Genomic DNA, 22,834 nt, shown 5'->3' with positions numbered 1-22,834 from the left:
GCCGGGATCGTGACCGCTCTCCATGGACCGGCGTTCGCATCGCGCCGGAGGGGTCGACCGTCGCACGGCGGAGCGGCGGACGCGCGCCCTCGGCACGGTCTCCTGGACGCCCCGGGCATGGGGTGACGGCGGCGCGCCAGGGCCGGTGGTTCAGCCGACGCCGTCGAATCAGCCGCGGGCGGCGGCGAGCGCCCTCAGCCGGCACAGTGCATGCTCGGACGGGCTGCCGGGCTGGGCTCGGCCGATCACGAGATTCTGGCCGGGGGTGCTGTTGATCGCGAATGTCTCGTAGAGAAGGGTCATCTCCCCGGCTTCGGGGTGCCGGTAGCGGATGGACTCGTTCGTCCTGACCCGTACGTCATGCCGGTCCCATATTCGCCGGAAGTCCTCGCTGCCGGCGGAGAGCTCATCGACGAGAGCGAGCAACTGCCGGTCGCCGTAGGCCACTCCCGTGGCGGCTCGGACGTGGGCCACTCTGAACCGGGCCTCTCGCTCCCAGTCGAGGTAGAACTCGCGTGCCGCGGGGTCGAGGAAGTGCATCCGGATCATGTTGTCGCTGTGCTTCAGCCATCCGTGGAGGGCGGCGGCCAGTGGGTTCCGGTACGGCACATCCATCCGGCGATCTGTCGTGAAGACGACTAAATGGTCCAGATCTTTCCCGAGCTGCGCCACGGTCGGGTTGACCTGATCGATCGGCCCACGCTTGCACGCCCGGGGGTGGGCGAGCTCGTGAAGGTATTCGGTGGCCTCGGGGCCGAGTTGGAGGACCTGCGCCAGAGCGTTGAGCACCTGGGCCGAGGGATGGCGTTCCCTTCCCTGTTCCAGCCGGGTGTAGTAGTCGATGCTCAGGCCGGCCAGCACGGCGACCTCGTCGCGGCGTAATCCGGGCGTCCGGCGGCGACCGTCGATGTGCGGGAGACCCACCTGCTCGAACGTCGTGAGGTGGCGTCGAGCGCGAAGGAACTCGCCCAGAGGATTTCCCATGCCGGACAGAGTAAAAATCCAAGGGTCAAAACAATGCATAGCCGAGCAAAAGTGGTGCCCCTCCGTGACGTCGGGCATTGGCGGACTCCGATGTCGCCCCTCGAAGGTGGCAGTGCCACACCCAGGCGAATCGCACCCTGGCGCCCCCTGGCCGCTCGCCCGAAGATGAATACACGGCATCGGTGAAGACATGTTGATCGGAGGGTGGCCGGATGCACGTGTACGGCATGGCAACTAGCCAGGAGGAGCTCCTCTTCCTCCTCGTCACGGTCTTGATCTGGGTGGCCGTCATCGGCGGCGTGGGGGCCGCGCTCCACGCGAAGACCCGCGCCCAGAGGTCGAGGACTCCGGAGGAGGCCCTCTTCCAGAGGTTCACCGCCGGGAAGATCGACGATGACGAGTACCGGCACCGCCTTGAGGCGCTCCGCGCCGCGATGGGCTCATAGAGGCGCCTTCCCCGCGCCCTGGGGGGCCGATGGTCACCGATTCGATTCGGTGAGCATCGGCCCCCTGCTTATGAATCTACAACGTAAAGGCGAGCGCCCACGCGGCGGCCGCACCTCTTGGGAAGCGCCGCATTCGCGCTGGACATGGCCCTGGTCGGCCCTGCCGGCAGGGGCATCGGGGCCGCAGGGGCGGGTGGGACGCCCGCGGAACGCCCGAACGGACTTGCATGCTCATGCATGACTGTGTATATATTTCTACTCGTGTCCAAAGTGCTCACCTCTCTGCCTGTCGGCGAACGTGTCGGGATCGCCTTCTCCGGCGGCCTCGACACTTCGGTAGCGGTCGCGTGGATGCGCGACAAGGGTGCGGTGCCCTGCACCTACACCGCTGAAATCGGCCAGTACGACGAGCCCGACATCGCCTCGGTGCCCGGCCGCGCCACGGCGTACGGCGCGGAGCTCGCCCGGCTGGTGGACTGCCGCGCGGCCCTCGTGGAGGAGGGGCTCGCCGCCCTGGCCTGCGGGGCGTTCCACATCCGGTCCGGTGGCCGCACCTACTTCAACACCACGCCGCTCGGGCGGGCCGTCACGGGCACTCTGCTGGTGCGCGCGATGCTCGAGGACGGCGTGCTGATCTGGGGCGACGGCTCCACCTTCAAGGGCAACGACATCGAGCGGTTCTACCGTTACGGCCTGCTCGCCAACCCCTCCCTGCGGATCTACAAGCCGTGGCTGGACGCCGATTTCGTCGGCGAGCTCGGCGGTCGCAAGGAGATGTCCGAGTGGCTGCTCGCCCACGGCCTGCCCTATCGGGACAGCACGGAGAAGGCCTACTCGACGGACGCGAACATCTGGGGCGCGACCCACGAGGCCAAGTCGCTCGAGCACCTGGACACGGGCATCGAGATCGTCGAGCCGATCATGGGCGTGCGGTTCTGGGACCCTTCCGTCGAGATCGTCACCGAGGACGTCACGATCGGCTTCGAGCAGGGACGGCCGGTCACGATCAACGGCAAGGAGTTCACCTCCGCCGTCGACCTGGTGCTGGAGGCCAACGCCATCGGCGGCCGGCACGGCATGGGCATGTCCGACCAGATCGAGAACCGGATCATCGAGGCCAAGAGCCGCGGCATCTACGAGGCGCCGGGAATGGCGTTGCTGCATGCGGCGTACGAGCGGCTGGTGAACGCGATCCACAACGAGGACACCCTCTCCAGCTACCACAACGAGGGACGGCGGCTGGGCAGGCTGCTGTACGAAGGCCGCTGGCTGGACCCGCAGGCGCTGATGTTGCGCGAGTCGCTGCAGCGCTGGGTCGGGATGGCGGTCACGGGAGAGGTGACCCTGCGGCTGCGGCGCGGTGAGGACTACTCGATCCTGGACACCTCCGGACCGGCGTTCAGCTACCACCCGGACAAGCTCTCCATGGAACGGACCGAGGACTCCGCGTTCGGGCCGGTCGACCGCATCGGCCAGCTGACCATGCGCAACCTCGACATCGCCGACTCGCGCGCCAAGCTCGAGCAGTACGCCAGGCTCGGCATGGTCGGCAGCGGGCAGCCGGTGCTGATCGGCGCCGCGCAGGCCGCCTCGACCGGCCTGATCGGCGCGATGCCCGAAGGCGGCGCCCAGGCGATCGCCTCCCGCGGAGAGGTCACCGGCGACGACGAGCTGCTCGACAGCGCCGCGATGGAGTCCGGCACCGACTGATCACACCGGGGCGGTGGGGGAGGCCCGGCTCCGGGCCGCCCCCACCGCGTGACCGGTCGACGGATCAGTGCGAGAACGCCTGGAACTCGGCGGCCCGGATCTGACCGGCGAACGGGCTGGCGGTCGCGCAGTCGGTGGCGGAGTTGGGGTCGTTGTCCTGCTCGCCCGCGTACAGCGGGTTGCCGGTACATTGGCTGGACACCGTGCGCAGCATCAGGTGGGTCGCCTCGGTCTTGCGGACGTCGAACGACTTGATGATCAGGTCGCCGCCGCGTGGACGCGGGACGCTGGTGTCGAAGGCTCCCTTGGGACTGGTGTAGATCCTGGTGTAGTTCGCCGGGTCGGCGCAGTCGGTCCCGTGGGTCGAGTCACACGCCAGAACCTCGAAGGCCCGCAGCGCGCTGAACCGGTTCTGGCCGCCGGGGTCGGAGAGGTCCCCGGTGTCCGGACGGAGCATGGCGCTGACCGCGACCCTGCGGATCTGGACGGCCTGCGTGCCCGCCAGGTCGACGACGACGGACCGGCCGGCCACCGGGGCGGTGAGCGAGGCCCAGTTCGTCGCCTCCGTCTCGTCGATCAGCTTGCCCTGGTTGACTCCGTCGCCTGTCGCCGCCGCACCTGCCGCGGCCGAGGCGTAGTTGCGGGACATCTCCACGTGCAAGTCCCTGACCTGGTTCTTCTTCACCGTTGACGTGAACCGCTTGTGGCCGAAGCCGGGAGCCGCCGCGACGAAGGAGTAGGAGCCGGGCACGATCTGGAAGGTCGCGCCGAGGGCGGTCGCCGGATCCGTGTCCGCGATCGGGACCGCACGGCCCTCGTAGTCGCCCACGTACAGCCGGACGGGCGCCTCGGCTGCTTCGCCCGCCGGTTGCAGGGTCAGCGTCGCGTTGCCGCCGTCCGGAGAGGCGAAGCTGGGCGTGGGGTCGGGGTCGGCCGTTCCGTTGCTGGCCGCGCCCTCGCCCAGGCCGTGCTCCGCGAACGCCTTCCACATGATGTCCTGGTTGGCGCCGCCGAAGCGGATCCTGTCCGCGGCGAGCATCGCGTCCCGCATGTCCACCATGCTGAGGTTGCCGGCGGCCGTGAGAAGGAACGCGTCGAAGTGCAGCTGCACCCATCGCCGGTTGCCCGGGCACTTCTCGAGCGCCTTCTTGCCCTCGGCGCAGGCCTGCTGGTCCTTGGACGAGCCCTTGCCGTACCTGTCGATGAACGCGTCGCGCACGTCGAACTGGGTAGCCGACCAGATCTCACCGTCCGCGTGCACCTGCTGGCCGACCAGATCGTAGGCGATGTCGCTGTAGTTCAGCGGCGACTTCGACATGTCGTAGTTGCGGATGCCCCGCTCCGGGTCGCCGGTGACGTAGCCGCCCGTCACGTACGGCGTGTCACCGCGCGGCCGGAAGCCGTTCTCGAAAAGGTACTCCATGGCGAACAGGTCGGAGATGCTCTCGCCCATCGCTCCGGCCTGGGCTCCGCTGAGCCCCGCGTTCGGCCCGGCCACCATGCGGTTGGAGATGGCGTGGGTGAACTCGTGCCCGATGACGGACATGTCGTAGTCGCCGTCGACGCACGGCGCGTAGAACGCACCGGCCTGCGGCTGCCACAGGTACATGTTGGTGATCGGGGCGACGCCGTCGACCGGGGTGATCTGGTTGGCGTTGTTCCTGACCGACAGGACCCTGGCGCCCGCCTGGGCGTTCCCGCGCTCCGGGTCGTTGCCGAGACCGCCGCGCTCACCATTGCTCACCTGCATGTTCCAGGCGGACTCGGTGAAGCCCAGACGGTACGACCAGTCGTGCATGCGGTTGTGCATCGCGTTCAGGTTGCTGATCGCGGCCTCGAGGTCCGCCTCGCCGGGCTGGTCGAACGCGGCCGGGTCGCACTTCGCCTTGAACCACTGGTTCCGCCAGGGGAAGGCGTAGTTCCGGCTCGGGGTGAGGACGTTGGTGCGCGTGCCGACCGAGGAGGAGGAGCCGTTCGCGCGGTTCTCGAAGGTGCGTGCCGCGTTGCCGAGGCTGGTGTTCGTCGCCGTGTCCGTGGCGTGGTCGACGTCCCACGCCTTGCCGGTGGCCGGATCCCCGCCGACGACGTAGTCGCACCCTCGTCCGGGGGCGGCACACCAGGTCTCGCGCGTGTCCCTGGAGGAGTAGTCCGCCGGCGGGTTGGCCGGGAACACCGACCACGACGGGCCGTCGGGATCGAAGTGGTCGACCAGGTTCTCCCTGAGCAGGATCCCGCCGGTGACGGCGTCGACGTAGGTGGTGTACGCGGTGGGCTCGTCGTCGGCGTCGTGCCCCTCGTCGATCAGCGTGACCTGGTAGGCGCGGTGCACGCCGTCGGCCGCGGGGACGGCCACCTGCTCGACCTGCTTGGTCGAGACTGCGCCCAGGTCGATCTCGCCGTCCGCCGCCGCGGCCTCCAGCGCCTGCTGCTCGGTGATGGCCGCCGCGGGAGGCGTCTGCGTGGCTCGCGACAGAGTCGAGGAGACGTACACGACCTTGCCGTCGTTCACGCCGACAGACGCCAAACCGTCGTAGCCGGCGGGCAGATCGCCGAACCTCTGCCGCAGGAGCACGACATGTCCCTCGCCGATCGGGTTGACCGCGACCGTCTCCAGGGCGTCGACGGCTTCGGCCTGCAGGCCGAAGAGGCTGGTGTTGCCCTTCAGGTAGTCGCGTGCGGCCTGCGCGGGGTCGGCGGGGAGCCCTTCGGCGAGGGGTGTTTCCGAGGTGACGAGAGCGGGGGTGCCGAGACTGTTCCATCGCACGGTCGCATTGGAGGGCTTCTTCGGCGAGGGCGGGGGTGCCACCCGGCCTCTCCTGTTGTCCTTGTCCGGCTTGCCGTGCCCGTCTCCATGGACGGCCGGGAGTTTCCGCTGCTCCTGCTTCGATTCGCCCTGGGCGGTTCCCGCGAGGGGAATGGCGAGTGAGGCTGCGGCTAATGCGGCGATGACGATGCGTAATCGATGAGACGACGACACACATGCCTCCTGAATGGGACGTGACGGTCATTGGCAGCGTCCAACTTGATAGTGGTAACACCCAAAAGAAATCTTGACAAGATCGCATACATCATGAAAATTAAACAGAAAATAGCTTTAAGCTGGGGCTTCGCCCCGTGGCTTGGATGGCGTAATCGGACGTTTTGCGCACGATGAATCAGCCGTGCGTTCCGGGGTCCGTCTTTTCGTGGATCCTTCGAATCGCGCGCTTTTCGGGACGCCATGCCTTCTCCTGCTGATGGCGCGTGTGCGCGTCCCATGACCGCGAAGCGAACGGATTCCGTCGCGAAATTCGCAGCGGAGCGCTCTGGGCGGTGGCGGGTTCCGCGGGCCGGGTCCACAAGCCGGCCGGAGCGGGGGCATGTTCAGGTCCCCATAGGGTGAGGTGGGCGGCGACGCCCCGTCTCCCGCACCCGGTGCGTCGCTTCGTGTGGCCCTTCCTGGCGGTGGACGGCAGGCCAGAACGGACTCTTCGACGAGAGCGGTCATGCACGATCCACGACTTCAGCCCGTCCCGCCGTACTCTGCCTTGATCTTCGACTGTGACGGCACACTCGTCGACAGCGGCCCGGCGCATGAGAGGGCCTGGCGGCAGGCGCTGGCCGACTCGGGTGTGGAGCTCGACCTCGACTGGTACCGCGAACGGACCGGTCTGTCGGCCGACGTCCTGCTCGCCGAGCTGGAAGAGGAGACCGGCAAGCCGATCGACCACGCGGTGGTCGAGGCGGCGGCGGTCGACGCCTTCGGGCGGATGCTGGACCTGGTCCTGCCGAATGAGCCGGTCGTCGCGGTCGCCAGAGACAACCACGGCCAGGTGCCGCTGGCGGTCGCGTCCGGTGGCAGCCGCAGGGCGGTCGAGGTCAGCCTGCGGGCGATCGGCGTGTATCCGCTGTTCGACGCCGTGGTGACTAGAGACGACGTGTCGCGCGGCAAGCCGGCCCCCGACATCTATCTCCTGGCCGCCGAGCGGCTCGGCGTCTGCCCCGGTGATTGCCTCGTCTACGAGGACACCGACGAGGGGATGGCCGCCGCGCGCGCTGCGGGCATGCGCGTCATCGACGTGCGGCCGGCGCCGTCCTCCGCCCGCTCCGACGCGGTGCCGGACTCCGCCACGTCGCGGGTCTGAACCCCCGCCCGCTCGACGTGGCGGAACCCCGCCGCGCCTCGGGAAGGCACGGCGGGGTTCGCGGGACTCATCTGATCGCGTAGGCCCTGGTGACGGTCTCGGCGAAGGTGTTGCCGCCGGTGTCGGCGGCCTTGACGCGCAACGAGGCGAACTTGCCACGCGCGCTGACCGGATGCCAGGTCTCGGCGGACCAGGCGCCCCTGCCCGACGGGTGCACCAGCGTGGGGAGCCAGGTGCGACCGTCGTCGTAGGAGATCTCCAGCGTGAGCGTGCTCATGTCCAGGTCAGGTGAGCCGTCCTGGCGCTGGATCCGGAGCGGGATGCTCGTGTGGCCCGTGGCCGCACGGTTGCGGTCGTCCAGCTCCGGCTTGATCGCGACGGTCAGGAGCGGCAGCACCTGTCGCGTGCCCGGCTTGGGGGTCTTCGACCTGAACTGCCATTCGGCGCTGACCCGCGTGGAGAACGCGGTCATGGTCGGCGCGCGCTCGGCGGTCATGGTGTAGCGGTACCTGCTCTCCTTCCCGTCAGCGGGCACCTCGATGTTGGGGGTGAAGTAGTCGGCGGCGTAGATCTCCTTGCCGTCGCGGTAGAGCGTGGCCTGCGGGGAGAGATAGTCGCCGACGGAGAAGTGTCCGGGCACGCCGTCCTCGAACAGCGCGGTGGCGAACTGCAGCAGGTTCTCCTCACGCCAGGAGTAGTCGCCGTCGGGATCCAGCGCGGCGCCGAAGACGCCGGCGTTCCACTGGTCCGAGGTCTTCTGGCCGGGACGGTAGACGGTGGTCTGGCCGAAGAAGAACTGGTCCAGGTCGTTGAAGCCCTCCGGCGGCCACCTGTACTGGACGAAGGACGGGTACCAGCCGGTGTCGCCGGGCGTGTAGTACTCGGTCCGGTGGAACGGGAGCGTGAACCGCGACACCTTGCCGTACGGCATCCAGGCCGGCTCCGTCCCGTACAGCACGGGCAGCGCGAAGTGCTCGCCGAACTTGGCGTCGTGCTGGGCGGCGTACGTGGAGTCGACCTGGGCGAGGTCGCGGCGGCGCGGGTGATAGCCGGGGTCGGCGGGGATTCGCGGTTCGGCCTTCATCAGGTGGTAGAAGTACGGGCTGTCGTCGTAGGTCCCGTCGCCCTTGGGCTTGGCCCACTGCGTCCATCTGTAGAAGGCGAACTTCTTGCTCGCCGTACGGGTCGTCGGGACGGCCTTCACGCCTTCGACGTGGTCCGCGCCCCACATGCCGGCCAGGTCGACGTCCACCCCGAGGGGCTGCTGGCCGTCGACGAGCTGGAGCATGCCGAGCATGCCGACCGCGAGCCGTGCCGTCGGCTCCTCCGTGCGCACGTCCACCGGCTTGGCCTTGCGCGCGTCGGACGCGAAGGTGCGGTCGGCCTGGAGCGTGAACTCCGGATCCGCGGCCATCACCACGCTGCCGTCCTCGTCGGCCAGGAGGGTGACGACCGTGTAGCGGTGGTTCTTCTCCAGCCTGAGATCCAGTGCGCCGCTGGAGACGTCGTAGTTGCGCTGTTCCTCGGTGTCGAGGTCGATCACCCCGGCGAAGGCGGCCTGAGCGGGAGCGCCGTCCGAGCCGGTGAAGGTGAGCCTGAGACCGCGCTTCTCCGGCTCGACCTGCATGCCGATGCCGGTGCGCACGGAGACGTCGGCCCCGGTGGCGATCACCGTGCCGCTGAACAGGCCGGTCGCGCCCGGCTCGGCGGTCACCTGGACCTGCGCCGTGCCGTGCGCGGGCACCTGCGCCGTGGTGGCGCTGAGCGTGAACGGCGTCACGGTCTGGCCGTGGCCGTCCGTTGCCGTCACGCTCAGGTCCAGGTGGACGGCGGCGTCGCCGTCGTTGCGGTAGGTGAGCGTGCGCGTGATGGGGGAGGGCTGGGGAAGCTCGACGTATCCCATGCTCAGCGCGGTGGGCTCGGCCGTGACCTGCTGGGTGACGGCGCGGGCGACGTCCACGCGGCCGGAGCCCTGGACGTAGGCGCCCAGTTCGTCGCCGGGCGCTGTGGAGGCCATCAGCGCCGCCTTGATCTGGTCGGCCTTCCAGTCGGGGTGCCGGCCGGCGACGATCGCCGCCGCTCCGGTCACGTGAGGGGTGGCCATGGACGTCCCGCTCATCTCCGTGTAGGAGTCGTCCACCGGGAAGCCGGCGAAGGTGCCCGCCGCCCTGCCGGCGACGATGCCCACACCGGGCGCGATCAGGTCCGGCTTGACCGCGCCGTCACCGGGGCGCGGCCCGGTGCTGCTGAACTGGGCGACGGTGTCGGCGTCGCGGTAGGAGGCGCCGACCGACAGGGCGCGGTCCGCGCTGCCCGGCGAGCCGAGCGTCTGGGGACCGTCGTTGCCCGCCGCGATGACGAACAGCGTGCCGTACTTCTCCGACAGCGTGTTGACGGCCTGCTCCGTCGGGTCTTCGCCGGGAGTGTCCTGCTCGCCGAGGCTGAGGTTGGCGACACGGGCACCGTTTTCCGCCGCCCAGGTCATGCCCTCGATGATCGCCGAGTCCGAGCAGCTTCCGCCCTGGTCGCAGATCTTGCCGATCAGGAGCTTCGCGCCGGGAGCGACGCCCTTGTACCTGCCGCCCGAGGCCTCGCCGGAGCCGGCCACCGTGGTGGCGACATGGGTGCCGTGGCCGTGGAGGTCGCGGACGTCGGGCTCGGAGGTGAAGTTCTCGGACCCGGCCACCAGGCCCCGCAGGTCCGGGTGGTCGGGGTCGTAGCCGGTGTCGAGCACCGCGACCGTGACGTCCTTGCCGGTGTAGCCGGCCGCCCAGGCCTGGGGCGCGCCGATGTGCGGGACGCTGACGTCGAGCGACACCTTGGCCTTGCCGTCCAGCCAGATCTTCTCGGGTGCGGACGCCGCTCTGGCCTGTGCGGTCAGCGACTTCCAGAGCGTGCCCGCGCTCGCGTGCGGCTCGCTCTGGGCGATCCCGTTGATCGCGGGCAGCGGGCGCCCGCCCGCGACGCGCAGTGTGGCGGTGCCGGTGGGATAGGTCAGGATCAGCGGGAGCGCCGGGCTGGCGGCGTCGTCGTAGCCGAAGGCGGCGAGCTGGGTGACGTTGAACAGCCGGGGGTCCAGCCTGCCCGCGGACAGAAGGGGCATCGCGTCCACGGGGACGACGCTCAGCCCCTCCTTGCTCCGGCGGTGGATGAAGTTGATCTTCTCTCTGCCCGGGGCCGGCGTGATGTCGAGCTGGGTCTGCTCGTCGGGAAGCGTCCGGAGGGTGACCTTGTCCCCGGTGATCAGCGTGATCGTCTTGGGGGGTCCGGCCTTGGTGGCGGCCTGCCCCGTCGGGGTGGGGAGCGGGCCTGTTGTGGGGCGGGGTGTCGCCTCGGCTGGTGTGGCGGTCAGCACCAGGGCCGCTACCACGATGCCGATAAGGGGGGTTCTCTGTAGCACAACCCGATTTCTAACTGTCTGTGAATTTTGATGACAAGGTTGTTGGTGTGGCCTATTGCGGCAGCCGCCGGAAGTGGCCAAGATCGTGATCGTGCTTGATGACGGTCCGGTGCTGGAAGTAGTGGGCATCAGCGCGTTCGACGAGCGGATCTACCGCGCGGTGCTGGCCTCTCCCGGCATCACCGTGCAGGAACTGGTCAAGAGAAGCGGGGAGAGTTCGGGCCGCATCCAGTCCGCGCTGAGCAAGCTCCGCGCCAAGGGAATGGTCAGCCGGCTGTGGGGCCGGTCACCCCGCTGGACCGCGACGGACCCGGGGACCGCGATCCGCTCGCTGGTGCGCGGCCTGCAGAGCGAACTGGACCGGCTCACCGACACGGCCGACACGCTGGAGGCCGTCTACCGCCGCCTCGGCCAGGACCCGGAGGAGGCGGGCCAGTTCGAGGTCCTGGCCGGGTCCGAGGAACTCGCCCGATGGTTCGTCCGGCTGCAACTGGAGGCCAAGGACGAGGTGCTGACCTTCGACCGGCCGCCGTACGTGCTGGACTACCGCAACCCGCTGCAGGGCGACCGCCTCCGTGCCGGCGTCCGCTACCGGACCATCTACGCTCCGGAGGCGTTCAAGCACGCGGGAGCGCTCGACGAGCTGGACAACGTGCTCAAGGCAGGTGAGGAAGCCCGGGTCCTGCCCGGGCTGCCGTTCAAGATGGTGCTCGCCGACCGGCGTCGGGCGATCATGCCGCTGCACCTGGACCCGCCGCTGACCCGCAGCGTGCTGATCAGCGGATCCACCATGGTGGTGGCCCTGGCCGAGCTGTTCGAACGCCTCTGGCAGGAAGCGGTCCCGATGCGTCCGCAGCCCGCGCCCCGCGACGGCGCGCCGGAGCCTGCCGACGAAGCCGGCCCGGGCGAGGCGCAGGAGGGGGCGGAGCTCGGCCCGGAGGATCGCCGGCTCCTGGCCCTGCTCTCGGCCGGGCTCAAGGACGACGCCATCGCCCGCCAGCTCGGCGTCAGCCCGCGGAGCCTCCGCCGCCGCCTGCGTCATCTTCTGGACGAGCTGAACGCCGAGACCCGCTTTGAGGCGGGGGCCCAGGCCGTCCGCCGGGGTCTCGTGTGACGTTCTCGCAGAGCGCGGCGAGCGCGTAGGCGGAAGGGCTGCCGGTGGTGGCCTGGACGGTGACCAGTTGCTGGCCGGGTGCGCCGGCGACGGAGAGCATGTCGCAGGCGGGCACGTCCTCGTGCGCCAGGGCGTACAGGTGGGCCCGGGCGTCCGCCCCGAGGCCGAACACCTCCGCCAGAGCGTCGATCACCTGGTCGGACGGGTGACGTTCGCGTCCCTGCTCGAGCCGGATGTAGTAGTCGGTGCTGACTCCGGCCAGCATCGCGACCTCGTCGCGCCGCAGCCCCGGCATGCGGCGTGGTCCGGTGTCCAGCAGCCGGACCTGGGCGGGGGTGGTGACCTCGCGCCGGGCGCGAAGGAACTCGCCGAGCAGTCTGTCCCTGGCCATGCCTGAACCGTATGTCGATACGGTCCGCTTTGGCTGGGTGTGTCATTACCAGTCGCAGGGGCGAACGGCGGCGAGGACGCTCCACCGATGGCCGATGACCCCGGGGCGGGCGAGGGGGGGTGTTCCACGGTCACCCTACGGGAGCTGCACAGACTTATCGTGACGACATGGACAGCGGCAATCTGCTCGGCGATTTCCTCCGGACCCGGCGCGAGGCCCTCGACCCCTTCCACGCCGGCGGCGCCGACGCGATGACGCGCCGGGGCAGGGAGGAGGTCGCCATGCTGGCCGGAGTCAGCATCGAGTTCTACGTACGGCTGGAGGAGGGGACCCAGCGCCCGTCGGAGCGGGTGCTGGACTCCCTGGTGCGCGTCCTGGACCTGAACCCCGGCGCGACGAAGCGCCTGTGGGAGGTCGCCCGTCCGCTGCTGCCCGCCCCGCCGGAGCCGGACAGGCGCGAGCGGCCCGACGCGCGCCTGCAACGTCTGATCGACACCTGGTACGACGTGCCCGTCCTGTGCTGCGACGAGTTGATGAACGTACGGGCCGCCAACGATCTCGGCGAAGCGCTCATGGACGGGTTGCAACACGCGGACAACCTGTTCAAGCTGGCGTTCCTGGATCCGGCGGCAACGGACTTCTTCACCGAGTGGCCCCAGATCGCCGGTGCCGCGGCGGACCTCCTGCACGCCATCGAGGCCCAGACCGACCACACCGGCCTGACAACGTTGATCGGCGAACTCTCCGAGCAGAGCCGGGACTTCCGGCGCATGTGGGCGGGGCACGACCTGTCCTCCGACGCTCGCCGGGTCAAGCGACTGCGTCACCCCGAGGTGGGAAAGCTCACCCTCTTCTGCGAGGTGCTCGACGTCGCGCGCCTCCCCGGGCATCAGCTCCTCATCCTGCAGCCCGAGCCCGGCAGCCCTTCCGAGAACGCGCTGGCGCTCCTGGGCAGCCTGGTCGCCACCACCGCCTGAACGCGGCCCGACAGAGCCGACCGGCCCGCACGGCGGAAAGCGACGACCCTGAAGTGAGAACCGGCGATCGAGAGGCACCTGAAATGGCCGACGAAGCCAGCCGATTCTTCTGAATCCCTGCCCCAAGGATGGTCCGCGTGGGAAGACGCCCGACACCTGTTTTTCGCGATATGAGCACCTCTGAGGGTGCCGAAGCCGTTCGGCACGCTTGGATGAAGATCGCGGCATAGGCTGCTGATCGTGACCGTGGCGAGCCCGTCCTCCGGGTCCTTTCGTTTCTTCCCCGAACCCCGTGCTGATTCTGGTGCCGGCGGGTGGGCGAATGACCTGGAAGAACGCTTGGTGGCACTGGCGAGTGAGCGTGGCTTCCTGCCGTCTCATGCCACCAGGAGCGAGCTTGAGCTGGTTCATCCTGGTCGGCGCCGGATCGTCTACCTCAACCGCAAGAGACTGCGGGTCCAGACCATCGCGGTGATTGTTCCGCCGTGGTCGGAGGTGGATGAACTTCGAACCATTTCCGGGGTGAACGTCCGCGGTGACTTCTTCCACAGTTCCAATCTGCGCGCGTTCCCCAGACGCATGCATGAGGGGAACAGGGAGATTCCCTACGGATATTCACTGGTGTGCGCCGACGTCAGCGCCTTCGGTCGTGTTCTTGATCGATCCTGATGGTTCACGTCGAACGCGAGGCGCAGAGGCGACCTCACCGTGATCCGGAGGGAGTCGCCTGACGGCGGATTCTGTTCTGCGTGACCTGGGGCAGGTGAACGCTCAGGACCGCCCCTGCGACGACGGCCTGGGGCGGACGTCGCAGGGCCGTCGTCTCGCGTGCGGGAACGACTACGGCGTCGTACGGAGCAGGCGGCGGAGAGCCTCTATTTTGTCGGCGATCATCCGGGTTCCGATGGCCGTGCCGGGGACGATGTGCGCGACGTGGAACGCCTGGCTGTAGTGGTGCAGTTCCGTGGGGACGCCGGCCTGCATGAGGAGACGGGCGTAATCGATGCCCTCGTCCCGGGTGGGGTCGATCTGGTAGGCGGCGGCCCACGCCGGGGGGAGGCCGACGAGGTCCTGCACCCGGGCTCGGGCCGGGGCAGCGTGGACGGGCACGTCCGGGCTCCCCGGCTCGGCGGTTCCGCGGAGGTAGTGGCGCCAGCTGTGCGCGGTGTTCGCCGCCTGCCAGGTGGGCGTGTCGGGAAGGTCATGCATCGACGGAGTGTCCATGCGGTCGTCGATCGTGGGGGCGTCGAGGAACTGGGCGATCAGGCGCGGTCCGCCGCGGTCACGAGCGAGCAGGGCCAGCGCGGCGGCCAGGCCGCCCCCCGAGCTCTCCCCGAGTACGCCGATCCTGCCGGGGTCCACGCCGAGGTCCGGGCCTTCGGTGCTCAGCCACTTCAGCACCGCGTAGCAGTCCTCCAGGCCGGCGGGGTAGGGGTGTTCGGGAGCCAGCCGGTAGTTCACGGTCACCACGACGACGCCCGCTCGGTCGGCGACCAGCCGCGCAGCGGGGTCGGTCAGGTCCAGGCCGCCCGTGACGTAGGCCCCGCCGTGCAGGTACAGGAGGGCGGGGAGCGGCTCGACGCAGTCGGCGGGCGCGTACATCCGCACGGCGACGTCCGGGGCCTGCTCCGGACCGGGGACCAGCAAATTCTGCACGGTCAACGGGGTCGAGGAGTCGTACACCGGTACGTGTGCGGCGAACCGCCGTTCCATCTCGCGGGCGGCCGCCAGATCGGCCAGATCCAGGCGGGGAAAGCCGGCCGCGACGGCCGCGAGTTCGGGGTCGAGCATGTCTGTCATCGGAGTCTCCAGCATTACGCAGGTGATGATCGTCATCCCCGGCGCCTGATGAGCTCCGCCGTCACGCCCGCCCCGTCGCGATGGCGACCGAGGAGTGCCGCCGGCGCCGTGACCGGCAGCGTCCGGCGTGCGCCGGGGACGCCGACCATCCGACCAGCGAGGCACCCGGTCGCGGTACGACGATTCGTGCTCTCCAGGCGTCCATTTCTGCACGGATAAGCACGAGGAGCTCCTGTATCGAGGCCTTATGGAGTGTCGAGGGTCCGGTGCTCCTGTCGCCACCGCGCGGGCGTCATCCCGAACTGCCGCTGGAACGCCCGCTCGAACGTCCTCAACTCGCCCAGTCCCACGGCGGCGCCGATGTCCGACACCGGGCGCAGGTCGTGCTTCGGATCCGACAACATCGTCCGTGCTCTCAGCAGCCGCTGCTCCCGGATGTAGGCGCCCGGCGTGACCCCGATCCGGCCGAACAGCGCGTGAGCGTGCCGGACCGAGACGTGATGGCGACGTGCCAGTTCCGCCACGGTGAGACGGGGGTCGGCGAGGTGGTCGCGGACATGGCTGCGCATCAGCCCGAGCAGCACCTCACCCGCGCTCTGCTCGCCGGGGACCGCGGGGATCGCGCCGCGCAGGGCCATCACGAGCAGTTCGATCGCCGCGAGGCCGGCGTCGTTGCGCTGCTCGCCGTCGAGGTCGCCGGCGAGCTGGCGGATGTACCCGGTGAGCAGGCGCATGCCCGGCGAGCGCGGATCCACGCGCCGAGCGCACCCTTCGGTGATCTCGGCCGGGCGCATCGGCAGCAGGTGACGGGGGAACTGCAGAAGCAGGCTGTGGAGGTCCGACGCGACGTCCAGGTCCCACGCGCTGCGTCCCTCGTACAGGACGCCGACTCCAGGGCCGAGCTCGGCGACCCGCTCGTGCTGGTGCAACCGGCCCGAGCCGGCGAGGTGGACGCAGAAGAGCAGCAGATCGTCCCGTCCCGAGGTCGCGGCCATGCGCACGGTCTGGAACGTCCGGACAGCCGTCGTCCGAGCCTCCGAGAGCGAGACCGCGTCACTCAGAGTCTGCAAGGCCAGCCGGCCCCGGAAGCCGGGCCTCGGCTCGGCGATCACCGGCAGGTAGCTCTGGCCGGCCGCCTGTTGCAACTCCTCCGCGGACCGCAGAGTGTGGACGTACACCGCTCCAGGGTAGCCAGGCGCGGATGCCTCTCACCTGGGCGGTTGTCGGGTGTAGCCGGTGAGCGGAGCGGCCGGGGGACCGGGTCGCCGGGCGATGTACCTCACTTCCCGGGGATGAGCACGATCTTTCCGGTGACACGGCGGTTGAGCAGGTCGTCCATGGCCTGTCCCGCCTCCGCCAACGGCCTGGTCCGCGGTGGGATCGGGTCGATCCCGGGCATGGAGAACAGCTCTTCCAGCATCGCCCGGTTCTCGGCGGCGTTGCTCATCGACCATGCGCCCCAGTCGACGCCGACCACCGCGCGGTTGCGCAGCAGCACATGATTGGCGGGCAGTCTCGGGATGTCGCCGGCGGCGAAGCCGATGACCATGAGGCGCCCGCCTTCGCGGAGGCCGCGCAGCGCCTGCTCCGACAGCGACCCGCCCACCGGGTCGACCGCCACGTCCACTCCCCAGCGCCTGGCCGCGTCCTTCAGCCCCTCGTAGCCGATCACCTCGTCCGCCCCCGCCTGCGCGGCGCGTTCCCGCTTGTCCGCCGTCGAGGCGGCCGCCAGGACTTCGGCGCCCAGTGCTCGTGCCACCTGGATCGCGGCCAGCCCCACGCCGCCTCCGGCGCCCAGCACCAGCACCCGCTCGCCGCGCCGCAGCCCGGCGCGCCGCTCCAGCGCGTACATGGCCGTGCAGTAGCTCTGGGCGAACGCGGCCGCCCGCACCGGGTCGAGCCCGTCGGGCAGGGGTACGGCCTGCGCCGCGGGCACGAGTACGTGGGTGGCGAAGCCGCCGAGCCCGGTGATCGCCAAAACCCTCGTGCCGTCGGGAAGCCGTCCCGCCACCTCGAAGCCGGGGGTGAACGGCAGGGGCGGCCTGATCTGGTAGCCGCCGCGAGCCATCAGACCGTCGACGTAGTTGACGCCGGCCGCCTCGACCTCGACCACCACCTGGCCGGGTCCAGGGACCGGATCGGGCAGTTCGACCAGCTCGACCGGCTTGCCGTACTCGGTGCACACGATGGCCCTCATGAGGGCAGCTTCGTCGACCGAACATCATTCGGGCAAGGTCGGATTCCCACGAGGACGGGAGATGCGCCTTCGCCGAGCCGTTCACTTCCGGGGAGCGGAGGTCATGATGGGAGGGGTGCATGTTGAAGACCGGGTGGAGCTCCGCTTCCACGAAGGCGCCCAGAGCGCCGGCACTCATGAGAACCTCTCCGCGATCCGCCAGGACGGGCCGTACCTGTGGATCGCGGGCGACGAGACGGCGACGATCGAGCGGCTGACGTCGCGTGACGGCGTCTACGACGATCAGCGCACCTTCGATCTGGCCGACTTCGTCGACCTCCCGGCCGGACGCGAGGCGGAGGCCGACATCGAGGGGTTGGCCAGGACCGACGGCTGGTTGTGGGCGGTCGGCTCACACAGCCTCAAGCGCAAGCGGCTGAAGCCCGGCCACTCCGCCGACAAGGCTCGCAGGAGACTGGCCACGGTGGTCCGTGAGGAGAACCGGTTCGTGCTCTTACGGCTTCCGCTCCGGGACGGCGAACCGGTGCGTGAGGACGGCCGGCGCCGGGCCGCCATCCTCTCCGGCCAGGACAACCTCGCCGACATGCTCTCCGGCGATCCCCATCTGGCGCCGTTCCTGAAACTGCCGGGTAAGGACAACGGCCTGGACATCGAGGGCATCGCCGCCCAACCTGACGAGCACGGCGACAGGCTCTACGTGGGGCTCAGGGGACCGGTCCTGCGCGGCTGGGCCGTGCTGCTGGAGATCCGGCCCGTGACCCATCCGCGTGACCCGTCCCGGCTCCGGCTGGCCGAGCCATACCGGACTCATTTCCTGGACCTGGACGGCCTGGGCATCCGCGATCTGTGCCCGTACGGCGACGACCTGCTGATCCTCACCGGCCCGAGCATGGACCTCGACGGCCCGGTACGGGTCGTGCGCTGGCGGAACGGTTCCGCGGGCGGCGTGGTCACCGCCTTGGACCTGGAAACCGTGGCCGAGCTTCCTTGCGGCCGGGGCGAGGACCATCCGGAGGGCCTGGCCGTACTGGACGACGGCCGGCTGATCGTGGTCTACGACAGCCCCTCCCCGGACAGGCGGACCGCGGCGGGCGTCTACGCCGATCTCATCCGCCTCGATCGGCTCGCCTGACGGCGCGATCTCCAGCACCCTGATCTCGGCCGACGGTCAGGTGAATGGCTACGCGCGGGCGTCTCCCGCTCTGGTGAAGGCCTCCTCGATTTCAGACCTGGAGGCACCGGCCGTCAGCAGAGCGGTGAGGAGGATGCGGGCCTTGTAGGGGTGGAGGAAGCCCGCGTTGATCAGTCCGCGGTCGAGCAGGTCGCTTTCGGAGCCGGAGTAGCCGTAGGTGTGGGTGAGCACCGATCCAGCCCTGGTGCGGGAGGTCAGGACGACGGGCATGCGTTCGGCGAGGAAGGTCAGTGCGTCCAGGTAGGCGGCGGGGACGTGGCCGACTCCCATCGCGGCGACCACCAGGCCTTCGCATCCGTTCACGAGCGGACGCAGGATCTCGCCGTCGTCGCCGAGAGTGGCGGTGACCAGGGCGACCCTGGCGAAACGCACCTGCGCGGGCAGGCGCACGGTGACTCGTTCACGCGGACCGGACAGGAACCGCGGCCTGCCCTCCACCACATGGCCGACGGCTCCGCCGTTGGGCGAAGCGAATGTGGTCACGCTGGTGCTGTGCGTCTTACGCACACGGGACGCGGCGTGGATCTCGTCGGCGAACACGACCAGGCAACCGAGTTCGCGAGCCGCGGGGTCGGCTGCTACCTGGATCGCGGCGAGAACGTTGGCCGGCCCGTCGGGCCCGGCCAGGGCGGCGTTGCGCATCGCACCGGTCACGACGACCGGAACCTGCCCGGTGTGGAGCAGGTCGAGGAGGTAGGCGGTCTCCTCGATGCTGTCGGTTCCCTGCGTGACGACGACGCCGTCCGCGTCACTGTCATGGATCGCGGCGGCCAGGTCGCGGAGGTCGTCGAAGCTGAGTGACGCTCCTGGCAGTCGGCGGAAGTCGATCGCCTCGATCTTGACGTCGAGTTCGGCGAGCCCGGGCACCGTCGCCAGGAGTTGGTCTCCGCTCAGCGTGGGTACGGCGCCTCCGCCTTCCGCGCCGGGGGTCATGGCGATGGTGCCGCCCAGTGAGAAGACCGCGATGTGGGTGGACACGTACTCGCCTTTCAAGGTCGTGGGCCGTTGACGCCGAGCGTACGGCCTGCGGTGGCCGCCGACATGCGCGCGTCGGCCCTCGAGCGGACCTCGCGCGTGTTCCCCTTCATGTGCGACGTCCTTCTCTCTATCGTCGTGTCCGCTTCATTCATTTACGACATTTTTGTCGGTATTCGCATCACGAGGATGGAGCACGATGAGCCCGGTATCACGACGCGATCTGTTGAAGGCGACTGCGGCGGTCACCGCCCTTGGAGCCGGGCGTCTCGCCCTGGGGCCGCAGCCCGCGCTCGCCGCCGACACCACGGGCGCACCACTCGCTCGTCCGATCTCGATGGCGATGCACATTCACGCCTCCTGGAGCGAGGGCGCCGGCACCATGCAGGGCCACCTCGAGCAGGCGACTCGCACCGGCATCGACGTGATGTGGTGGACCGAGCACGACTTCCGGATGGCCGAGCACGGCTACCCCGGCGTTCTCCACATGAACGGCCCATCGGAGCAGGTGAACGGTGTGGCGTGCTCGTGGGCCGAGAAGCGCGAAGGAACCCTCGCGTCGTCGCAGGTCCTCTGGGACAAGACGATGGCCTCTCCTGCCGATGCGTCCACGCCCGGTTCGGTCCGGCTCACTGCCACCTCCGCCGGTCGTGACGCGGCAGCCGTGCGCATCTCGGGGGACGCCACCAACACGGTGCTGCAGCGGTCGCTGTACGACCAGACCATCGAGGTCGACGTCTTCCCCGCCGAGGTGTCGCCCCACGCCTACCTCGCCGTGGAGGTCACCACCAGCTGGAGGCCGGCGACGGCGGGCCGGCCCGCGGGCCAGTACACGCTGACCTACATCGTGAACGGCACCCAGGGCAAGTCCCGCGCGTGCACGGGGTTGAACGCCGTGGTGCACCTGCCGGCCAGGCAGGGGGAGTGGACCACACTGCGGATGTCTCCGGCCGAGGACATCGCGCGGTTCTGGCCGGACCTGGAAAGCCGCGACGCCGCGATGCTGGACCTGACCCTGGGCGCGGTCAGCGAGAAGGAACGGCTCGCCGACGGATGGTTCGACCTGCTGCGCATCTCCCGCCCGGCACGTTCGGACGACGCCGTCCTGCAGGTACAGGCGGCTCTCATGGCCGGCTACTCCGCGAAGTTCCCCGCGGTGCGCCAGTACCAGGGCCTTGAGGTCTCCCTCGTCAAGCCCACGCACGTCAACTGGTTCGGCCCCAAGATCACGATGCCGACCTTCGCCAAGCCTACGCCGACCGCCGACCCCGACCCCGCCGCCGGGCTCGCCGTCGTCTCGATGATCCAGTCGATGGGCGGCCTCGCCTCCTACAACCACCCCTTCGGCACCTCCACCCCGGCCAACCTCCCGCCCGCCCAGCAGGACGCGATGCGCGCCTCGGTCGCCAAGACCGTTCTCGCCGACCGGGCCATGGGCTGCGACATCCTCGAGGTCGGCTACCCCAGCCGCGGCGGGGTCGACCTCGACCGGCACTCGCAGCTGTGGGACGTCTGCTCCCGCAACGCGATCTTCCTCACCGGCACCGGCGTCAGCGACGACCACTCCGGCCAGGACTGGCTCGGCCAGAAGTCCAACTTCGTCACCTGGGCGCACGCGCCCAGCCGTGAGCTGGCCGACCTGCTCACCAGCCTCTCGGCGGGCCGGGTCTACTTCGGCGACCCCGCGCGTTTCTCCGGCGTCATCGACCTGCAGGTCGACGGGGCCGCCCCCATGGGGTCCGTCACCGTCTCCACCGCCGCGACCCGCACCGTCCGCGCCATCCTCACCGGCCTTCCGGCCGACAGCGTGGTGCGCATCGTGCAGGGAACGGTCGACCTCGCCGGGCCGTCGAAGCCCGAACCCGGCACCACGTTCACCGAGATGCCGTCGGCCGCGTGGGCCGCTCAGGGATTCGTCGACGTGCCCGTCAACACCACCGCGCCCCGGTTCGTGCGGGTTGAGGTGCGGGATCGTACGGGGGCCGTACTCGCTCTTTCCAACCCGGTCTGGCTGCTCCGGGACGTCCCCCAGGGAGGGATTCCCGCAGCACGGCTCGTGCGCTGAGGGGCTGCCGCAAGCTGGGTCCGTGGGCGGTGTGGTCACCGCCCTGGACCTGGGTACCGTGGCCGAGCGTTTCACGGCGGCGGTGGTCGGCGGTACGAGCCGACCACTGTCGCCCACCTCAGGACCCAGATGGCCGAGCTGGATTCCCGCATCACCGACCTCACCCGGGCTCGTACGGCACTGGGCGACATCCTCGAAGCCTCCACCCGAGCACTCGCGCGCGTCTGAACCAGCCGTCAAGCGCAGGGAGCCGGCGTCGAACGCCGGTGATGCGGCACCGGGGGATTCTCAGCCGGCGGGAACGGGCGGAAGGCTCTTGAGCAGGTAGTGGGATTCGGCGGCGGTGGGATCGGAGGGCAGCATGCCGCGCACGCCGCTCGGCGTGAAGCCTCTGCTCTCGTAGAGGGCGATCGCCGGTTCGTTGTCATCCACGACCCACAACTCGACCTCCTCGGCGTCCAGTCCCCAGGCCAGGGCCAGCGCCTCGTCGACGAGCCGCCCGCCGGCTCCACGGCCGCGGGCCGCCGGATCAATCCACATCCCGACCAGGTGGGCACGCCTGGGATGTTCTTCACTGCCGGGAATCACCCCGACGATCCCGGCATCCGACCCGTCCACCACCGCGACCAGCGTGACGACCACACCCTCCAGCCGTTCCTCCCACTGCTCGGCGGGGAAGGCCGCCTCCTTGTCGTAGGAGGAGGCGAACGCCCGGGGTGACTCGGCCAGTGCCTTGAGCCGGATCTCGCGGTAACGCGGACCTTCACCGGGCACGAGCCGCCGAATTTCTACTTCAGTCATGTCCGGAATCTTGCCATCTGGGACTCATGGCGCTTGGGGCACGTCGCCGTCTGCATCAATCCCGGCGCCGTTCAGTCCGCCTGCCGTGAACCGCCAGTCGGCGATGTCAGTCCGTAACGGACCACGACGTCGTCGTACCAGTCCGGCCTGCCATGCGTCAGGCCGTATCGCCTGGCGAGTTCGGCGAATTCCGGCGTCTCGCGGACGTTGACTCCGGGCGTGGCCTCGACAGAGTTGAGCAGTTCGCTGAGTTCGCGGAAGTAGTTCTCGAAGCCGCCCGGCGTGATGACCTCGATGATGCGGCCGGGCGTCGTCCCCGCGTTCCACATGGCGTGCATCTGACCGCGGGGCTTGGTGATGTAGCCGCCGGGCCCCAGGACGACCTCGTCGGCCTCGGACCGGAAGCCGATCTGGCCTTCGAGCACGATGGAGTGCTCGTCCTCACGCGTGTGGAGGTGCGGCGGGGTGATCGTGCCCACGGCGAACGGATGCTCCACGATGGCCACTTCGGCGCCGTTGCCGGGGCTGTAGAGCTTGAAGACCACACCGAATCCCGGGATGGCGGCCGTCTCCCCGCCGCCGGGCTGCACCACCTTCACGGCCGGTGCGTAGGGGACGTCCATCGGTCTTTCCTCCTTCGTGCTGATTCCGCCCCGAG

At 69.6% G+C, this 22,834-nt stretch carries 18 protein-coding genes; 8 read left to right on the top strand and 10 right to left on the bottom strand.

Annotated features, from left to right (window positions below):
- Positions 1–168: 168 nt before the first annotated feature.
- Positions 169–984, bottom strand: a complete 816-nt coding sequence (locus Pph01_RS03385) for a helix-turn-helix transcriptional regulator (protein ID WP_204071426.1) — start codon at positions 982–984, stop codon at positions 169–171.
- Positions 985–1,211: 227 nt separating this feature from the next.
- Here Pph01_RS03385 and Pph01_RS03380 point away from each other — a divergent pair, with 227 nt between their 5' ends.
- Both Pph01_RS03380 and argG read left to right on the top strand, forming a co-directional pair.
- Entirely contained in the window at positions 1,212–1,430 is a 219-nt protein-coding gene (locus tag Pph01_RS03380; protein WP_204071425.1) for an SHOCT domain-containing protein, read from the top strand.
- 261 nt (positions 1,431–1,691) lie between these two features.
- On the top strand, positions 1,692–3,140 hold the full coding sequence (argG, locus tag Pph01_RS03375) for an argininosuccinate synthase (RefSeq protein ID WP_204071424.1): 1,449 nt from the start codon (positions 1,692–1,694) through the stop codon (positions 3,138–3,140).
- Positions 3,141–3,204: 64 nt separating this feature from the next.
- Here the strand turns inward: argG and Pph01_RS03370 are convergent, their stop codons facing one another.
- Entirely contained in the window at positions 3,205–6,117 is a 2,913-nt protein-coding gene (locus tag Pph01_RS03370; protein WP_239116406.1) for a M36 family metallopeptidase, read from the bottom strand.
- Positions 6,118–6,625: 508 nt separating this feature from the next.
- Between Pph01_RS03370 and Pph01_RS03365 the strand changes: the two genes are divergently transcribed.
- Positions 6,626–7,264: an HAD family hydrolase gene (locus tag Pph01_RS03365; protein WP_204071423.1), complete on the top strand. Its 639-nt coding sequence runs from the start codon at positions 6,626–6,628 to the stop codon at positions 7,262–7,264.
- A 67-nt stretch (positions 7,265–7,331) separates the two neighbouring features.
- Here Pph01_RS03365 and Pph01_RS03360 read toward each other — a convergent pair whose 3' ends face one another.
- Positions 7,332–10,664, bottom strand: coding sequence for a S8 family serine peptidase (locus Pph01_RS03360; protein WP_204071422.1), 3,333 nt, complete (start codon positions 10,662–10,664; stop codon positions 7,332–7,334).
- Between the two features lie 91 nt (positions 10,665–10,755).
- Between Pph01_RS03360 and Pph01_RS03355 the strand changes: the two genes are divergently transcribed.
- Positions 10,756–11,778 carry a TrmB family transcriptional regulator gene (locus Pph01_RS03355; protein WP_204071421.1) on the top strand — a complete coding sequence of 341 codons (1,023 nt, stop codon included), beginning with the start codon at positions 10,756–10,758 and terminating at the stop codon, positions 11,776–11,778.
- Here the strand turns inward: Pph01_RS03355 and Pph01_RS43550 are convergent.
- A complete protein-coding gene (locus tag Pph01_RS43550) occupies positions 11,672–12,169 on the bottom strand; it encodes a helix-turn-helix domain-containing protein (protein WP_204071420.1) in 498 nt (165 codons plus the stop codon). The genes Pph01_RS03355 and Pph01_RS43550 overlap by 107 nt on opposite strands.
- Before the next feature lie 167 nt (positions 12,170–12,336).
- Here Pph01_RS43550 and Pph01_RS03345 point away from each other — a divergent pair, with 167 nt between their 5' ends.
- Entirely contained in the window at positions 12,337–13,146 is an 810-nt protein-coding gene (locus Pph01_RS03345; protein WP_204071419.1) for a helix-turn-helix domain-containing protein, read from the top strand.
- 240 nt (positions 13,147–13,386) lie between these two features.
- Positions 13,387–13,815 (top strand): hypothetical protein, encoded by a 429-nt coding sequence (locus Pph01_RS03340; RefSeq protein WP_204071418.1) that lies wholly within the window; start codon positions 13,387–13,389, stop codon positions 13,813–13,815.
- A gap of 171 nt (positions 13,816–13,986) precedes the next feature.
- Here Pph01_RS03340 and Pph01_RS03335 read toward each other — a convergent pair whose 3' ends face one another.
- The 3 genes from Pph01_RS03335 to Pph01_RS03325 form a co-directional block, all read right to left on the bottom strand.
- Entirely contained in the window at positions 13,987–14,946 is a 960-nt protein-coding gene (locus tag Pph01_RS03335; RefSeq protein WP_204071417.1) for an alpha/beta hydrolase, read from the bottom strand.
- 245 nt (positions 14,947–15,191) lie between these two features.
- Positions 15,192–16,124, bottom strand: coding sequence for a helix-turn-helix domain-containing protein (locus Pph01_RS03330; RefSeq protein WP_204071416.1), 933 nt, complete (start codon positions 16,122–16,124; stop codon positions 15,192–15,194).
- Positions 16,125–16,225: 101 nt separating this feature from the next.
- Positions 16,226–17,143 (bottom strand): NADPH:quinone oxidoreductase family protein, encoded by a 918-nt coding sequence (locus Pph01_RS03325; RefSeq protein ID WP_204071415.1) that lies wholly within the window; start codon positions 17,141–17,143, stop codon positions 16,226–16,228.
- 115 nt (positions 17,144–17,258) lie between these two features.
- Between Pph01_RS03325 and Pph01_RS03320 the strand changes: the two genes are divergently transcribed.
- Positions 17,259–18,275 (top strand): DUF3616 domain-containing protein, encoded by a 1,017-nt coding sequence (locus tag Pph01_RS03320; RefSeq protein ID WP_204071414.1) that lies wholly within the window; start codon positions 17,259–17,261, stop codon positions 18,273–18,275.
- A 48-nt stretch (positions 18,276–18,323) separates the two neighbouring features.
- On the opposite strand, the gene Pph01_RS03315 is transcribed toward Pph01_RS03320, so the two are convergent.
- Complete coding sequence (locus Pph01_RS03315; protein ID WP_239116405.1) at positions 18,324–19,313, bottom strand: asparaginase; 990 nt, start codon at positions 19,311–19,313, stop codon at positions 18,324–18,326.
- Positions 19,314–19,509: 196 nt separating this feature from the next.
- Between Pph01_RS03315 and Pph01_RS03310 the strand changes: the two genes are divergently transcribed.
- Positions 19,510–21,375 (top strand): twin-arginine translocation signal domain-containing protein, encoded by a 1,866-nt coding sequence (locus Pph01_RS03310; protein ID WP_204071413.1) that lies wholly within the window; start codon positions 19,510–19,512, stop codon positions 21,373–21,375.
- A 288-nt stretch (positions 21,376–21,663) separates the two neighbouring features.
- Here the strand turns inward: Pph01_RS03310 and Pph01_RS03305 are convergent, their stop codons facing one another.
- On the bottom strand, positions 21,664–22,176 hold the full coding sequence (locus Pph01_RS03305; protein ID WP_204071412.1) for a GNAT family N-acetyltransferase: 513 nt from the start codon (positions 22,174–22,176) through the stop codon (positions 21,664–21,666).
- Between the two features lie 71 nt (positions 22,177–22,247).
- Positions 22,248–22,799, bottom strand: a complete 552-nt coding sequence (locus tag Pph01_RS03300) for a cupin domain-containing protein (protein WP_204071411.1) — start codon at positions 22,797–22,799, stop codon at positions 22,248–22,250.
- Positions 22,800–22,834 lie beyond the last annotated feature (35 nt).

Source organism: Planotetraspora phitsanulokensis (genome assembly GCF_016863295.1).
Taxonomy (GTDB): domain Bacteria; phylum Actinomycetota; class Actinomycetes; order Streptosporangiales; family Streptosporangiaceae; genus Planotetraspora; species Planotetraspora phitsanulokensis.
Note: the sequence above shows the minus strand (reverse complement) of the source record. Positions and strands in the feature narration are given on the sequence as shown.

What these genes read in the sequence shown, in the direction of transcription:
- Pph01_RS03310 (WP_204071413.1), top strand. Translation starts at nt 19,510, where the DNA reads ATGAGCCCGGTATCACGACGCGATCTGTTGAAGGCGACTGCGGCGGTC.
- Pph01_RS03365 (WP_204071423.1), top strand. Translation starts at nt 6,626, where the DNA reads ATGCACGATCCACGACTTCAGCCCGTCCCGCCGTACTCTGCCTTGATC.
- Pph01_RS03325 (WP_204071415.1), bottom strand. Translation starts at nt 17,143, where the DNA reads ATGAGGGCCATCGTGTGCACCGAGTACGGCAAGCCGGTCGAGCTGGTC.
- Pph01_RS43550 (WP_204071420.1), bottom strand. Translation starts at nt 12,169, where the DNA reads ATGGCCAGGGACAGACTGCTCGGCGAGTTCCTTCGCGCCCGGCGCGAG.
- Pph01_RS03305 (WP_204071412.1), bottom strand. Translation starts at nt 22,176, where the DNA reads ATGACTGAAGTAGAAATTCGGCGGCTCGTGCCCGGTGAAGGTCCGCGT.
- Pph01_RS03345 (WP_204071419.1), top strand. Translation starts at nt 12,337, where the DNA reads ATGGACAGCGGCAATCTGCTCGGCGATTTCCTCCGGACCCGGCGCGAG.
- Pph01_RS03335 (WP_204071417.1), bottom strand. Translation starts at nt 14,946, where the DNA reads ATGACAGACATGCTCGACCCCGAACTCGCGGCCGTCGCGGCCGGCTTT.
- Pph01_RS03385 (WP_204071426.1), bottom strand. Translation starts at nt 984, where the DNA reads ATGGGAAATCCTCTGGGCGAGTTCCTTCGCGCTCGACGCCACCTCACG.
- Pph01_RS03380 (WP_204071425.1), top strand. Translation starts at nt 1,212, where the DNA reads ATGGCAACTAGCCAGGAGGAGCTCCTCTTCCTCCTCGTCACGGTCTTG.
- Pph01_RS03300 (WP_204071411.1), bottom strand. Translation starts at nt 22,799, where the DNA reads ATGGACGTCCCCTACGCACCGGCCGTGAAGGTGGTGCAGCCCGGCGGC.